Source organism: Microbacterium wangyouchuni (genome assembly GCF_054072595.1).
The window spans coordinates 285,789-299,936 of record NZ_JBSVRM010000002.1; the positions used below are offsets into that span (position 1 = coordinate 285,789).

Annotated in this window: 12 protein-coding genes; 11 read left to right on the plus strand and 1 reads right to left on the minus strand. The window is 64.7% G+C overall.

The features are described 5' to 3' along the window. Position 1 precedes the first annotated feature (1 nt). The 10 genes from ACW5CM_RS04090 (at position 2) to ACW5CM_RS04135 (ending at position 11,923) form a co-directional block, all read left to right on the plus strand. Positions 2-613 (plus strand): acyltransferase, encoded by a 612-nt coding sequence (locus ACW5CM_RS04090; protein ID WP_438253493.1) that lies wholly within the window; start codon positions 2-4, stop codon positions 611-613. Further along, the gene (locus tag ACW5CM_RS04095) at positions 610-1,707 is read left to right on the plus strand and encodes a DegT/DnrJ/EryC1/StrS family aminotransferase (RefSeq protein WP_457124253.1); all 1,098 of its coding nucleotides are present in this window, start codon (positions 610-612) and stop codon (positions 1,705-1,707) included. Before ACW5CM_RS04090 ends, ACW5CM_RS04095 begins: the two co-directional genes overlap by 4 nt. Next, positions 1,704-2,690, plus strand: coding sequence for a Gfo/Idh/MocA family oxidoreductase (locus tag ACW5CM_RS04100; RefSeq protein ID WP_457124358.1), 987 nt, complete (start codon positions 1,704-1,706; stop codon positions 2,688-2,690). Before ACW5CM_RS04095 ends, ACW5CM_RS04100 begins: the two co-directional genes overlap by 4 nt. Further along, positions 2,680-4,131 (plus strand): glycosyltransferase, encoded by a 1,452-nt coding sequence (locus tag ACW5CM_RS04105; RefSeq protein ID WP_457124254.1) that lies wholly within the window; start codon positions 2,680-2,682, stop codon positions 4,129-4,131. The genes ACW5CM_RS04100 and ACW5CM_RS04105 overlap by 11 nt, the downstream gene beginning before the upstream one ends. Positions 4,132-4,274: 143 nt before the next feature. After that, a complete protein-coding gene (locus ACW5CM_RS04110) occupies positions 4,275-5,315 on the plus strand; it encodes a glycosyltransferase (protein ID WP_457124255.1) in 1,041 nt (346 codons plus the stop codon). Positions 5,316-5,459: 144 nt separating this feature from the next. Continuing rightward, entirely contained in the window at positions 5,460-7,247 is a 1,788-nt protein-coding gene (locus ACW5CM_RS04115) for an ABC transporter ATP-binding protein (RefSeq protein WP_439254880.1), read from the plus strand. Positions 7,248-7,256: 9 nt separating this feature from the next. Next, entirely contained in the window at positions 7,257-8,438 is a 1,182-nt protein-coding gene (locus ACW5CM_RS04120) for a glycosyltransferase family protein (RefSeq protein WP_438253498.1), read from the plus strand. A gap of 84 nt (positions 8,439-8,522) precedes the next feature. After that, the gene (locus tag ACW5CM_RS04125) at positions 8,523-9,599 is read left to right on the plus strand and encodes a glycosyltransferase (protein WP_457124256.1); all 1,077 of its coding nucleotides are present in this window, start codon (positions 8,523-8,525) and stop codon (positions 9,597-9,599) included. 48 nt (positions 9,600-9,647) lie between these two features. Next, complete coding sequence (locus ACW5CM_RS04130) at positions 9,648-10,799, plus strand: glycosyltransferase (RefSeq protein ID WP_438253500.1); 1,152 nt, start codon at positions 9,648-9,650, stop codon at positions 10,797-10,799. After that, positions 10,796-11,923 (plus strand): glycosyltransferase family protein, encoded by a 1,128-nt coding sequence (locus ACW5CM_RS04135; protein ID WP_438253501.1) that lies wholly within the window; start codon positions 10,796-10,798, stop codon positions 11,921-11,923. The genes ACW5CM_RS04130 and ACW5CM_RS04135 overlap by 4 nt, the downstream gene beginning before the upstream one ends. 4 nt (positions 11,924-11,927) lie before the next feature. Here ACW5CM_RS04135 and wecB read toward each other — a convergent pair whose 3' ends face one another. Then, complete coding sequence (gene wecB, locus ACW5CM_RS04140; RefSeq protein ID WP_438253502.1) at positions 11,928-12,995, minus strand: non-hydrolyzing UDP-N-acetylglucosamine 2-epimerase; 1,068 nt, start codon at positions 12,993-12,995, stop codon at positions 11,928-11,930. Positions 12,996-13,047: 52 nt separating this feature from the next. Between wecB and ACW5CM_RS04145 the strand changes: the two genes are divergently transcribed. Next, a complete protein-coding gene (locus ACW5CM_RS04145; RefSeq protein ID WP_457124257.1) occupies positions 13,048-14,118 on the plus strand; it encodes a glycosyltransferase in 1,071 nt (356 codons plus the stop codon). Positions 14,119-14,148 lie beyond the last annotated feature (30 nt).

The window sequence follows — 14,148 nt, forward strand, 5'->3', positions numbered from 1 at the left end:
TGTGACCAACTCTTCCCGCGTGCGGATCGTCGAATCCGCTGACGTCTCGCCTGACGCATCGATTGGCGACGGATCCTCGATCTGGCACCTTGCGCAGGTTCGCGAGCAGGCACAGCTGGGCAAGAACTGCATTATCGGTCGCGGCGCGTACGTCGGCACCGGTGTGGTCATGGGCGATAACTGCAAGGTTCAGAACTACGCGCTCGTGTACGAACCGGCGAAGCTGGGCGACGGCGTTTTCATCGGGCCGGCCGTGGTGCTGACCAACGACACCTACCCGCGGGCCATCAACGCTGACGGTTCGCAGAAGAGCGCGCACGACTGGGAGCCGGTCGGCGTGACGATCAACCGCGGCGCCGCGATCGGTGCGCGTGCGACATGCGTCGCCCCGGTTACGATCGGCGAGTGGGCCACAGTCGCCGCGGGCGCGGTCGTGGTGAAAGATGTCCCAGCGTTCGCTCTTGTCGCCGGTGTTCCGGCGCGGCGCATCGGTTGGGTGAGTGAAGCCGGTGTGCCATTGACCGCCGGTGACGCAGACGGGGTGTGGGTGTGCCCGACCAGCGGCGCACGCTACATCGAGACTGACGGAATTTTGATCAAGGAGATCCTGTGAGCGAGTTCATTCCCCCGGCGAAGCCGATCATCGGCGACGACGAGCGTGCGGCTGTCGACCGCGTCATGCGCAGCGGCATGGTCGCGCAGGGCCCCGAGGTCGCGGCCTTCGAGCAGGAGTTCTCGGAACACTTCGTACCCGGGCGGGTATCGGTCGCCGTGAACTCCGGCACAGCCGGGCTGCACCTCGGTCTGCTGGCCGCTGGCGTCGGCGCCGGCGATGAGGTCATTGTTCCCTCGTTCACGTTCGCGGCGACGGGGAACTCGGTAGCGCTGACCGGCGCCACCCCCGTGTTCGTCGACATTGAACCGGAGACGTTCTCCCTCGACCCTGAAGCTGTGGCTGCGGCCATTACGCCGAAGACTCGGGGGATCATGCCGGTGCATTTGTATGGTCACCCGGCGCGGATGCGTGAGCTGGAAGTTCTCGCGGCTGCTCGTGGCGTTGATCTGTATGAGGATGCAGCTCAAGCTCATGGCGCATCGTTGGACGGGCGTCCAGTGGGCTCATTCGGGAAGTTCGCAATGTTCAGTCTGTACCCGACGAAGAACATGACCAGCGGTGAGGGCGGCATGATCACCGCTGCTAATGAAGAGATCGCCCGTCGTGCCCGTCTACTGCGAAACCAGGGCATGGAGCGTCAGTACGAGAACGAGATCATCGGGTTCAACGCGCGGATGACGGACATTCACGCGGCAATCGGGCGTGTGCAACTGACCAAGGTCAATGCGTGGACGAAGACCCGCCAGCAGAACGCAGCCTTCCTCGACGCGAACCTGCAGGGCGTTGTCGTGCCGCGGGTTGTCGACGGCGCCGTGCACGTTTATCACCAGTACACGATCCGTGTCCCCGAAGACCGCGACGGTTTCGTCGCTGCGCTCAAGAGCGAGCACAACGTCGGCGCCGGTGTCTACTACCCGATTCCCAACCACCGCCTACCGTCACTGGCACCGTATGCGCCGGGCCTGGAGCTGCCCGAGACGGAGCGGGCCGCTCGACAGGTCGCGTCGTTGCCGGTGCATCCGTCGCTCAGCCAGTCCGATCTGGAGCGCATTGTCGCTGCCGTCAACACCGTGGCGAAGGCGGGCGCCTGATGGCTCTGCGCGCAGGTCTCCTCGGCGTCGGGATGATGGGACGTCACCACGCTCGGGTGCTGCGCGAGGTTGATGGCATCGACCTCGTCGCGATCGCCGACCCGGGCGGCGACCCGCACGGGGTCGCCGGTGACCTGGAGGTGCTGCCCGATATCGAAGCGCTGATCGCTGCCGGTATTGACATCGCCGTGGTGGCTGTCCCGACGCGTTTCCACGAGGATGCAGCGTTGAAACTCGCTGCTGCCGGTGTGCACACGCTCGTGGAGAAGCCGATCGCCCATACGCTCGAGGCCGGCCAGCGCATGGTCGACGCCTTCGCCGCGGCAGGCCTCGTCGGTGCCGTCGGGCACATCGAGCGCTTCAACCCTGCACTGCAGGAGCTGCGCCGCCGGATCGAGGCGGGGGAGCTCGGAGCGGTTTACCAGGTAGCGACGCGTCGGCAGGGGCCGTTCCCGTCGCGCATTGCCGACGTCGGAGTCGCCAAAGACCTGGCGTCGCACGATGTCGATCTCACAGCCTGGGTCGTGCAGAGCGACTACGAGCGCATCTTCGCGCAGACCGCGTTCAAGAGCGGGCGCGAGCACGAAGACATGATCACGATCACCGGGCGCACGGCATCCGGTGTCATCGTAAACAACATCGTCAACTGGCTCAGCCCTATGAAGGAACGACTCACCGTCGTCACGGGGGAGAAGGGCGCGTTCGTCGCCGACACCTCCACCGGGGATCTCACCTTCTACGCCAACGGAACGATCCCACTGGAGTGGGAGTCCGTTTCCAGTTTCCGTGGTGTCTCTGAAGGGGACGTCACCCGGTACGCGTTCGCCAAGCGCGAGCCGCTGCGGGTCGAACACGAGGCGTTCCGTGATGCGGTGCTCGGCAAAGACACCGATATCGTCACGATGGCGCAGGGCCAGCGTACGCTCGCTGTCGTCGAAGGCGCACTCGAATCCGCGCGTACCGGAGATGCGGTTGCGCTCTGACTCCGAGCCGACGACGACTGCGGCGCGCTACGAGCCTCGCGACGGCTTAGCGCCCCGGGTTGCCTTCGTCGTCTACAACGACGTCCACCGCGATGCCCGCGTCATGAGGATTGCGAAGGCGTCCGCGGATGCCGGGGCGCGGGTGCGCGTGTTCGCATTCGGTGGTGCTCGGGTGAGCCGGTACCCGACCGGTGTGACGGGCCACGAAGACGGCTTCGAGATCGAACGTGTACCGATTCGATCGATAGGCCACATGCTGGTCGATGCTGGCCGAGTCGCGCGGCGAGTACTCCGCCGGTCGGCCCCGATCGGCGACGCATCGGAGCCATCTGGTGCTTTCGCATCGGTATCGCCCGTTCCGGTATCGCCCGTCTCGGCTCCCGAAGGTGCCGCTGCTGCGTTGCCGGCGACGCCGAGGGGCATCAAGGGATGGGCCGTCAAGCAGTGGCTCCGCGCCGATCGCACCGTGCGCCAGTTCTCCTTCTGGCACAGCGCGGGCCGCGCTGTGCGTGCCTGGAAACCTGACCTCGTGCATGTACACGACGCGAACACACTCCCCATCGCCACCCGCGCGGCACGCTCGCTCCAGATTCCGTTCGTCTATGACTCGCACGAGTTGTGGACGCATCGTAACGTGAGCGCCGATCGACCGTTGGCGAAACGGCTCGAAGGCCCGATGGAACGGCGCGGTGCGCGTCGAGCGGCCGGGGTGATCACCGTCTCACCGAGCATCGCCGAATGGCTGCAGCAACGTTATTCGCTGCGTGAGCGCCCGATTCTCGTGCGCAACATTCCTCCGCTCGGTGACCGGAAAATCGAACGGTCAGGTGGGCGCCTGCATGAGCTTGCAGGACTGGCGCACGACGTTCGCGTCATCGTGTACTGCGGTGGTATTACGTTCAACCGTGGTATCGAGCGTGTGATCGAGGCCATCCAGTGTCTACCCGACGACGTCCACTTTGTGCTGCTCGGTGAAGGCTCCGAGGTCTACGTAGCAGGACTGCGCAGCCTCGTGGATCGGGCGGGAGGGCACGGGCGAGTCCACTTCGTCGGAGCCGTTGCGCAATCCGAGGTTTCTCAGGCTCTCGCCGACGCCGATGTATCGATAGCACTGACTCAGCCGACCGTGTTGTCGTACGAGTATTCGCTGCCGAACAAACTGTTCGAGTCGATTCATGCAGGGATACCGATACTCGTCTCAAACACCCGCGATGCCGCGGCGCTGGTGAACGAATACGACCTCGGTGGCGTCATCGCTCCGGATGCATCCCCGGAAGCGCTCGCTGCCGCGCTCCTGGACGTGGCGACCTCGGCCGACCGGCATCGCGCGGCAGCGCTTGATGCTGCTCGCGACCTCACTTGGCAGCAAGAATCCGCTCGGCTTGTCGCACTTCACCGGCGGGTCTTGTCAGCGGACACGCGAAACGTGAGGACATCGTGAGTGCGGAGCCGAGTGCGCTTCGCCGGGCGGCTTGGCGTGCTCTTGGCGCTCTGCCTGAAGGCATCCAGCTGCGTGTGAATCCGCGGAAGTATGGCTTCGCTCCTGGCGATCGACCAAAGCCTCCGGTTGCCCCGGAGACACCGGTGCGCTTGTACGTGGCTCCAGTGAACTCGGCGGGCCAAGGGTACGCGTGGGCTCGCGCCGCGGAGCGGCTACCCGGCGTTGGTGCCGTCGACATGCAGCATCGTTCGGAGACCGGCTTCGGATTCGATGTTGACTACGAAGTGCCGACGACAGTATTCGTTCGGTCGGAAGCCTGGCAGCGCGCGCACTTCCGCGCCGTTTCGCGATCATTCACGCACGTGATGATGGAGTCGGTATGGCCGTTGTTCACATCGAGGTTCGACGGTGACGTCGAGCGCGAAGTCGCAGCGCTGCACGATGCCGGGGTCAGCGTCGCGGTGGTGGCCCACGGAAGTGACATCCGCCTGCCCGACCGGCATGCGGCTATCGATGAGTGGTCGCCCTTCCACGACGGGGTCTGGGCTTCGACGCCGAAGCTGCAGGAGCGCGCCGAGCAGAAGCATGAGGTGCTGAGACGTCTGGGCGTCCCGGTATTCGTATCTACGCCGGACCTGCTCGGCGACTGGCCAACGGCAACGGTGCTGCCTCTGGCAGTCGACACGGAGCGTTGGCGCAGCGACACCGTGCCACTCGAACGCGAGGTACCAGTGGTGGTGCACGCTCCGAGCAGGGCTGTTGTCAAGGGGACTGACCTGATCCGACCCCTGATGCGCTCGCTCGCTGACCGCGGTCTTATCGAATATCGAGAGTTCACGGGGGTAGCCTCCAGCGATATGCCGGCTCTGATTGGAGACGCCGATATCGTTCTGGAGCAGTTCCGCATCGGAACCTATTCGGTGGCTGCCGTCGAGGCGATGGCATCGGGCCGAGTGGTCATCGGCCACGTGCACGACCAGGTGCGCGAGCATGTCGTGGATCGTCACGGGGTCGAGTTGCCCGTCGTTCAGGCAACGCCGAAGACTTTGGAGTCCGTGGTGCTCGACATGCTCGAACGCCGTGAGTACTACCGGTCGGTCGCTGCCGCTGGCGCTGACTTCGCCCGAAAGGTGCACGACGGTCGTGTGTCTGCCGAGACTCTTCGCGGATTCCTGCTCGGATGACCGCCGGCAAGCATCTTCAGCCAGTCCTGGGCGGGGCTATGCGAGGATTGGATTTTGATCGCACGCTGACCCGGTGCCGTGCCGTCTACGCCAGGGCAGTAGATGCCGCTGTGCATTGCGATCATCCATGAGAAAGAAGCGACAGTGAAGGCAAACCTGCAGACATTCCGGCGGATCCTTCCGCTGCTGCCCGCTAAGGCACGTGCGTTCCTGTGGATCTATGTGGTGTTCTCCAGCGCACTCGCGGGGCTTGACATCGCTGCTCTCATGCTCCTCGCGGTCTCGCTCTCCGGAATGGTGAGCAACCAGCCGATCCAGCTTCCGGTGATCGGCACCATCGACCCCAGCGCCTTCATCTGGGTGCTGCTCGTGGTGTGCGGGCTCATCATCCTCAAATCCGTCATCGCTGTTTGGCTTCAGTGGGTGGCCACTCGGCGGTTCGCGTCGTACGAGCTCGAGATCGGCGATCGGTTGTTCGCCGCCTACATCAAGGCGCCCTGGACCGAGCGGCTGCGCCGTAATACGTCGCAGCTGATCAGGCTCGCCGATGTCGGCATCGCGAGCGTCGTTGGCGGATTCATGTTGCCAGTGCTCTCACTTCCCACCATGATCACAACGCTTATCGCTGTGGTGGCCGTGCTCGTCATCGCGCAGCCAGTGACCGCCGCAATCACGCTCGTTTATCTCGGTCTCATCGCGTGCATCCTGTATTTCCTCGTTGCACGCAAATCAATCGAGGCGGGGCGGGTCAACCGCACCTACTCGTTCAAGGTTGCGGGGCTCATGACTGACATGGTCAACGCGCTCAAGGAGATCACCCTTCGAAACAGCGCACCGACCGTGGCGGCGGCCGTGCATGACAACCGCATCCACACGACACGCGCTCGCTCCAACCTCAGCTTTCTCGGGCAGCTGCCCAAGTTCGTATTCGACGCCGCGCTCGTCGGAGGCTTCCTGCTGGTCGGCGGTGCCGCGTACCTCACCAGCGGTGGCAACATGGCAGCCGCATTCTCGTCTGTGGCGCTCTTCGGAGTCGCCGGCTACCGGCTCGTGCCGTCGCTCACTGGCTTCCAATCCGTGATGACCCAGACGCACGCCAACGTTCCGATTGTGAACGATGTGATTCGCGACATCGAGAAATCCGTTGAGTACGTCCACTACGCAGACACCGTCGGCAGGCGCCCCATCGAAGGGGAGCCGCGTGAACTCGTGCTCCAAGACGTGCGCTTTACTTACCCGCAGCGTGAGAACCCGGCGCTCGAGAAGATCGATCTCGTACTTCCCATGGGAACGACGCTCGGGATCGCGGGTTCGTCAGGCGCCGGGAAGACGACGCTGGTCGATCTCATCCTCGGGCTGCTGGTTCCCTCCGAGGGCAGCATTCGTCTAGACGGCGTAGACCTCGAGGAGGTCCTCATGGACTGGCGCTCGCGGGTCGGCTATGTCCCACAGGATGTGTCCTTGTTCGACGGCACTGTGGCACAGAACGTGGCGCTTACCTGGGCCGACGATGTCGACCGTGAAAAGGTGCGCGAAGCCCTCGAGCGTGCGCAACTGTGGGACACGATCTCACAGCGCCCTGGCGGCATCGATTCGCGCATCGGAGACCGCGGCATGGCGCTCTCAGGCGGACAACGGCAACGGCTCGGCATCGCACGCGCTTTGTACGGTGATCCGCTCGTGCTCGTGATGGACGAGGCTACCAGCGCCCTCGACACCAAGACCGAGTCCGACGTCGCCTTCGCTATCCGCAACCTGCGCGGACAGGTGACGATCGTCTCTGTTGCTCACCGGCTCTCGACTATTCGCGACAGTGATCAGGTCGTCTTCATGCGCGAGGGCACGATCGTCGCGCGCGGCACGTTCGACCAGGTTGTCGCCGAGGTCCCCGATTTCGCGACACAGGCGGCGTTGGCCGGCCTGGTCAAGTAGGGCGCGGGTATGTTGCCCTCCGGACTCGCGGCGGTTGCCGGGCGAGCAACCCGGTTCGTGCCGGAGGGTCTGCTTGTCCGAGTCCTGCCGAGAAAGCTGCGATACGACCCCGGTGAGACTCCGATCGCGCACCCGCCAAACACGTCCGTACGACTGTTCATCGGTCCGGTCAACTTCGCGGGGCAGGGATGGCAGTGGGCGCGCGCAGCTGAACGTCTGTCGGGCGTCGGGGCAGTGAGCATGGCCTACCGAATAGGGACCGAGTTCGGATTCCCGGTCGACCAGACAGTTCCCGCACCCGCCTACGTGCTCTCGCGGAGCTGGCAGCGCCGTCAACATGACGCGGTGTCGAGTGGTTTCAGCCATGTTCTCGTCGAGGCCGGGCGCAATCTGTTCGGCCGGGTCTACGATCAGACCGTCGAATCACAGGTGCGCGAGCTCATCGATCGTGGCATCAAGGTCGCGATGATCGCGCACGGCAGCGAGGTGCGATTGCCGAGCCGCCATGCAGCGGCGCACTCCGATTCGCCGTTCGCCGACTCGGAGTGGGACCAGGTGCCGATCTTCGAGAAGCAAGCAACCGAGAATATCGCGCTGCTCGAGCGCCTTGATCTGCCCGTCTTCGTCTCGACACTCGGTCTGCTCGAAGATTTGCCGACCGCGCACTGGCTGCCCGTGGTCGTCACCCCGGATGCGTGGTCCGGGGGCGCGGCCCCGCTTCAGCAGGGGCTCCCTGTGGTAGCGCACGCGCCGAGCAGTGGGCGCATCAAAGGTTCTGACCTCGTCGATCCAGCGCTGAGCCGACTCGAGGCGGAGGGTGTCATCGAGTACCTTCGAGTCACTGGTATCCCGGCCGCGGAGATGCCGGGCATCTACCGGCGTGCTGACATCGTGCTCGATCAGTTCCGAATCGGTGACTACGGCGTCGCCGCCTGCGAGGCGATGGCGGCCGGCCGTGTTGTCGTGGGTCATGTCGATCGCGCCGTTCGCCGTTCGGTGCTTGCGCGCACCGGGCTGGAGCTTCCGATCGTGCAGTCGACGGGCGCCGATATCGAGCAGGTGGTGCGCGATCTCATCGCTGATCCTGACAACGCACGACGCAGTGCCGAACTCGGGCCCGCATACGTGCGCGCCGTGCATGACGGCCGACGCTCAGCAGCGGCGCTCAGCGGCTTCCTCGGGGTCGGCTGAGTGGCATCCGGCAGAACAACCGCGCGCGACAGTTCTCCCAGCGGCGGTTTGGACGCGAGGCATGGGCCTGGGAGAATTCACTTCATGCCCAGCGTGCCAACGGTGGACGTCGTGATCGCCGTACACGATCCGTCCAGACCGCTTATTCGTGCCGTGCAATCCGTACTGCACGACGGCGTCGACGGTGTTCGCGTCATCGTCGTCTGCCATGGCCTGTCCATTTCGGCATTCGCCGACGCACGAGCCATGTTCGCGGCGTCTCCGGTCGAATGGATCGAATTCTCCGACGGTGTACGGTCGCCAACCGGACCGTTCACGCGCGGTCTTCGCGCAGCGACAGCGGACTATGTCACGATCATGGGATCCGACGACTTCGTCCAGCCGGGAGCGGTCGCGACCGCGGTCGCCCACCTTGGCGCTGATGCTCCTGATGCGCTCGTGCTCCCGCTCCAGCACCAGTCAGGCGAGATACTCCGAAATCCGCTCACCCGACGAGGACACGTCCGCTCGCTCGATGGGGTTCGAGATCGACTCGCATACCGCACAGCGCCGCTTGCGTACCTGCGGCGCGGCATCCTCGACGAACTTGATCTCGAACTCACTGCGGATGTGCCGGCGGGCGAGGATATCGAGTTCTCCGCGAAGCTTTGGTACTCGGGTGCGCGCATTGATTTCCATCCTTCCGACCCGGCATACGTGATTGGAGCGGATGCCGAGACACGCGTCACCGCGGCGCCGCGTGGCGCCCGCGTGGAGCTTACGGCGTTGCGGTTGCTCTTGACCAGGGAATGGCTCACCACGGCTTCCGCGTCGGTACGCAGGAGTCTGATGATCAAAGTGCTGCGTATCCATGTGCTCGGTCCCGTGCTGCGACGGGCAGCCAGCAACACACTCACGACGGACGACCTCCATGCATATGCGGAGGTCGTGCGCACCGCACTGAGAATCGCGCCGCGTTCGTCGCGTCCATTCTCTCGTGCGGACCGAGATGTCCTCGACGGGCTGGCGACAACGCCGCTCAATTCCGCAGCGGCCCTCGCAGCGGCGACGGCGCACACCTCCGCCGGTCGCATTGCCCGGTTGATCCCGCGCAACCCATTCGCCGTTGTGGATCGTGAGAGCTCTTTCCGCCGCTTCCTGCGCTACCGGAGTTGGCCGTGAGTACGTCTTGCGAAATCCGGACGCCCACTCACCGAAACGGACTCACCCGTGACTGAAAATACGCCTGCCCGCCAGCGCTTGCTGATCCTCTCGTTCTCACCGATCGCGGGCGATGCACGGGTACTCAAGCAAGTCGCCGAGTTCGCGGACCGCTATGAGGTGATCACCTGCGGGTACGGCGCGACTCCCGATGGGGTGGCCCGCCATATACGAATCCCGGATGAGGAGCGGATAAACGATCTCAACGGCAGGCTGATCACCCTTCGCTGGTACTCGCGAGCGTATTGGCGACTGTCCGCCGTGCGGTGGGCGCGTTCTGCACTTGCGGGATTGGACGTCGATGTGGTCATCGCCAACGACGTCGAGGCCGTTCCGGTCGCCCTGAGGGTTCGTCCGCGTTTGGGCGTGCACGCCGATCTCCACGAGTACTCACCTCGTTTGCATGAGGAGATACCGGTCTGGCTGAAGCGGATCAAGCCGTATTATGACTGGCTGTGCCGACGCTATGTCGCCAAGGCGTCGTCCTGGTCGACTGTCAGCACAGGGCTCGCTCGTGAGTACGCTCGGGAGTTTGGCTTCGAACCTGTGATCGTGACTAACGCCGCGCCCTACGCTGCACTCGTTCCGCAACAGGTCGACACGCCGATCAAGCTCGTGCACAGCGGTGCTTGCCTCAAGAATCGCAATCTGATGGCGCTGGTTGATGGCGTCGATGCCGCCGGCGGCGCCGCCACCTTGGATCTCTACCTCACGCCGAATGATCCCGGACATCTCGAGGAGCTGCGTCGGCGCGCTGCGCAGTCGGCTTGGGTGGAGGTGCGCGAACCTGTGCGGTATCAGGAGCTCGTGCAGACGCTGAATGGCTACGATGTCGGCGTCCACCTGCTTCCTCCGGTCAACTTCAACAATCAGTGGGCGCTGCCGAACAAAATTTTCGACTATGTGCAGGCTCGCCTCGGCGTAATCGTCGGACCTTCGGCCGAGATGGCCGCTGTCGTCAACGCGAACGGTATCGGCGCAGTCGCTGAAGACTTCAGCGCCCCTGCGCTGCGCGACGTTCTCATCGACATTGACGTGGAGACCGTTGTGGAGTGGAAGCAACGCTCGGATGCGGGTGCCAGGGCGCTGTCTGCGGAAACGCAGGTCGATATCTGGGCGGAGTGCGTGGACCGGTTGATGGCGGGGGAGGCAGACCGATGACGAATGCGGATAACCGACGACGGCTTCTGATCCTGTCGTTCTCACCGATCGCGTCGGACGCGCGGGTGCTCAAGCAGGTGCGGCTCTTCTCCGACGATTATGCGGTGACCACCTGCGGGTACGGACCGGCGCCACTGGGCGTGGTCGAGCATCTTGCGATCCCGGACGAGCTGGCCATCTGGCGTTACGATCGCCTGCTCGTCGCCTTGCGTCGCTATCGGCGTGCGTACTGGCAGAACCCAGCCATCGTCGCAGCTAAGAATCTGTTGGCTGGGCAGGAGTTCGATGCGGTGCTGGCGGATGACGTCGATGCAGTCGGCCTCGCGCTGGCGATACCATCCGGCGGCGTACATGCCGACCTACACGAGTACTCGCCGCGACAGAAGGAGGATCTGCTGCGCTGGCGGGTGTTCGTTGCTCCGTTCATGCGCTGGATGTGTCGGAGTTTTGTGAGCCGCGCGAAGAGCACCACGACAGTCGGGCATGGCATCGCGCGGGAGTACCGGCGCAGGTTCGGGTTCGAGGCTGCTGTCGTGACAAACGCGGCGCCGTTCGTTGAACGGAGTCCGCAGCCCGTACACGAGCCGATCCGGCTGGTCCACAGCGGTGCCGCGCTTCACGATCGCAACATCATGATGATCGTCGACGCCGTGGATGCCGCATCGGGTGGCTGCACACTCGACCTGTATCTGACCCCGAACGATCCCGCATACCTGGATGCGCTCAGGGCGCGCCAGAACTCGCGGATCACCGTGCATGAGCCCGTTCCCTACGACGACCTCAACGAGACGCTCAGCGGCTATGACGTGGGTGTGCATGTGCTGCCGCCCGTGAACTTCAATAACCGGTGGGCGCTGCCGAACAAGTTCTTCGACTACGTCCAGGCGCGGCTCGGACTGATCATCGGACCGTCACCAGAGATGGCGCGCGTGGTGCATGAACGCGGGTTGGGTGCCGTTGCTTCTGACTTCACAACGGAGGCGCTCACGCGGGAAATCGAGAGACTGGACGCAGCCCACGTGGCGCAGTACAAATCGGCTTCGGGTGCGGCCGCCCGTGAGCTGTCCGCAGAAGGACAGGTGATCGGCTGGCGCACCGCGATTGATGGGATCGCGGTGCGCTGATCGCTCAGCGGACGGCGTTCTGCAACTCGGCGATGACGCGCTCGGCTGCGTGACCATCGCCATAGGGCGCTGCGCTGGTCGGCTGCGGCGCTGGACGAGTGACGGCGGTCGCGATCTCCTCAGCCGTGTTCGCGAGCACGTTCCAGCCGAGGTCGATGGTCTCCACCCATTCGGTTTCGGGGCGAACGGTCGTGCACGGAACACGGAGTAGGAACGCCTCTTTCTGCAACCCGCCCGAGTCGGTGACGACGCCCCGGCTCGCGAGCACCGCCGAGATCAGCTCGGGATAAGCGAGTGGGGCGTGCGCGATTAGCGACCCCTGGGTCAGCTCGATGCCGTGCGCGGCAGCCTTCGCGACCACGCGCGGGTGCGCCAGCAGGATCACTGGATGCTTCAGAGAGCCGAGGGCCTGCGCGATCTCGGTGAGGCGGGCTGGATCGTCTGTGTTCTCCGCGCGGTGGATCGTTGCGATGTAGAACTCACCCGGAGCCAGCCCCAGTTCCTCCACGAGCACAGAGGGGGTCTCGGCGACCGTATCGCGCACCTGGAACAGCACGTCGGTCATGACGTCGCCGACGAGTATTGAGCGCCCAGCGAGCCCCTCGTTGGAAAGGTGGCCCATCGCGACCTCGGTCGGTGCCAGACACAGGTCGGCCGAATGATCTGTGAGCACCCTGTTGTGCTCCTCGGGCATGCGGCGGTTGAACGAGCGCAAACCAGCCTCGAGATGCGCGAGAGGGTAGTGCAGCTTGGCGGCGCTCACGGCGGCGGCAAGGGTGGAGTTCGTGTCCCCGTAGACGAGTACCCAGTCAGGGGAATACTCCTCGAAGACGGCGTCGAGGGCGCCCAGCATGGCACCGGTCTGCACGCCGTGGCTGCCGGATCCGACGCCCAGGTGCACATTCGGTGCGGGGATGCCGAGGTCTTCGAAGAACACGTCCGAGAGCATCGGATCGTAGTGCTGACCGGTGTGGACGATCACATGATCAACGCCGGCGGCGGCGGCAGCCTTTGCGATCGGAGCAAGTTTGACGAACTGGGGGCGCGCGCCCACGACGCTGATGACCTTCACGTGCACTGATTCTAGAGGAGGAGCCCTGGACCTACGCTGGTAGCGTCGAGGGGTGCATCTGTCTTCACCCGAGGTCGACCTTGTCATCGCGGTCCACGACCCGAACCGCGAGATTGCTCGCGCAGTGGGATCGGTACTCAGCTCGTCCGCAATCGCACGGGTGATCGTGGTCTGCCACAACACTCCCGTGCGGAGCATTGCGGAGCGGCTGGGGGACTTTGCCGCGGATCCGCGGGTGGTCCTCGTGCCGCTCGATGACGGGATCCGAAGTCCATCGGGGCCGTTCAACCGAGGTCTCGAGCTCGCCGAAGCGCCGTTCGTGTCCATCATGGGCTCGGATGACGAGCTTGCGCCCGGTGCCGTGGACACGTGGCTTCGCGTAGCTCATGAATACTCGGCGGAAGTGGTGATCCCGGTTGTGCGGTACGCCGGAGGTGCGCGGATGCCGACCCCGCCGACTCGTCCCTGGCGCACGGGTGCTCTGGATCCGATACGCGATCGACTCGCGTACCGCACTGCGCCCCTCGGCCTCGTCGCCCGGGAGCGCTTCGGGGGATTACGGATGACGCCCGGTCTCGCCAGTGGCGAAGATCTCGACTTCTCTACTCGGCTCTGGTTCTCCGGTGCATCCATTGCGAGGGTTCGCGACGGAGCCGAGTACTTCGTGCACGATGATGCCGAACGCGTCACGTTCACCCGGCGGCCGGTCGCGGAGGATCTCGAGGCTGTGCGACGGCTTATCTCTGATGACTGGGTGATGGCGTTGCCGGAGCGCAGCCGGGAGGCGATCGCCGTGAAGCTCTGGCGTCTTCCGGTTTTTGGGGCTGTTCACTACCGCGCCGCGAGCTGGAATGCGGGGGATCGGGTCGCACTCGCGGATGCAGGGGGAGAGCTGGTGCGGTTCGCTTCGTCGGCGCTGGACGTTCTCTCGCGCGCCGACCGGGAACTTGTGCGAGGCATCCTCGATCCCGCTGTGGCGGACGACGACCTCGATGGCGCGTCCCGCGCGAGGCGGAGGTTCATGACCCCGGCGGCACTCATCCCTGTTCGAGTGTCTCGGTTCGGCGCGCGCGAGGCGCCGTTGCGCTTCGCCGCGGCAACCTGGCTGACCAGCCGACACTGAGCAGGGCTGAGCCTGGTGGGGACCGCTGTG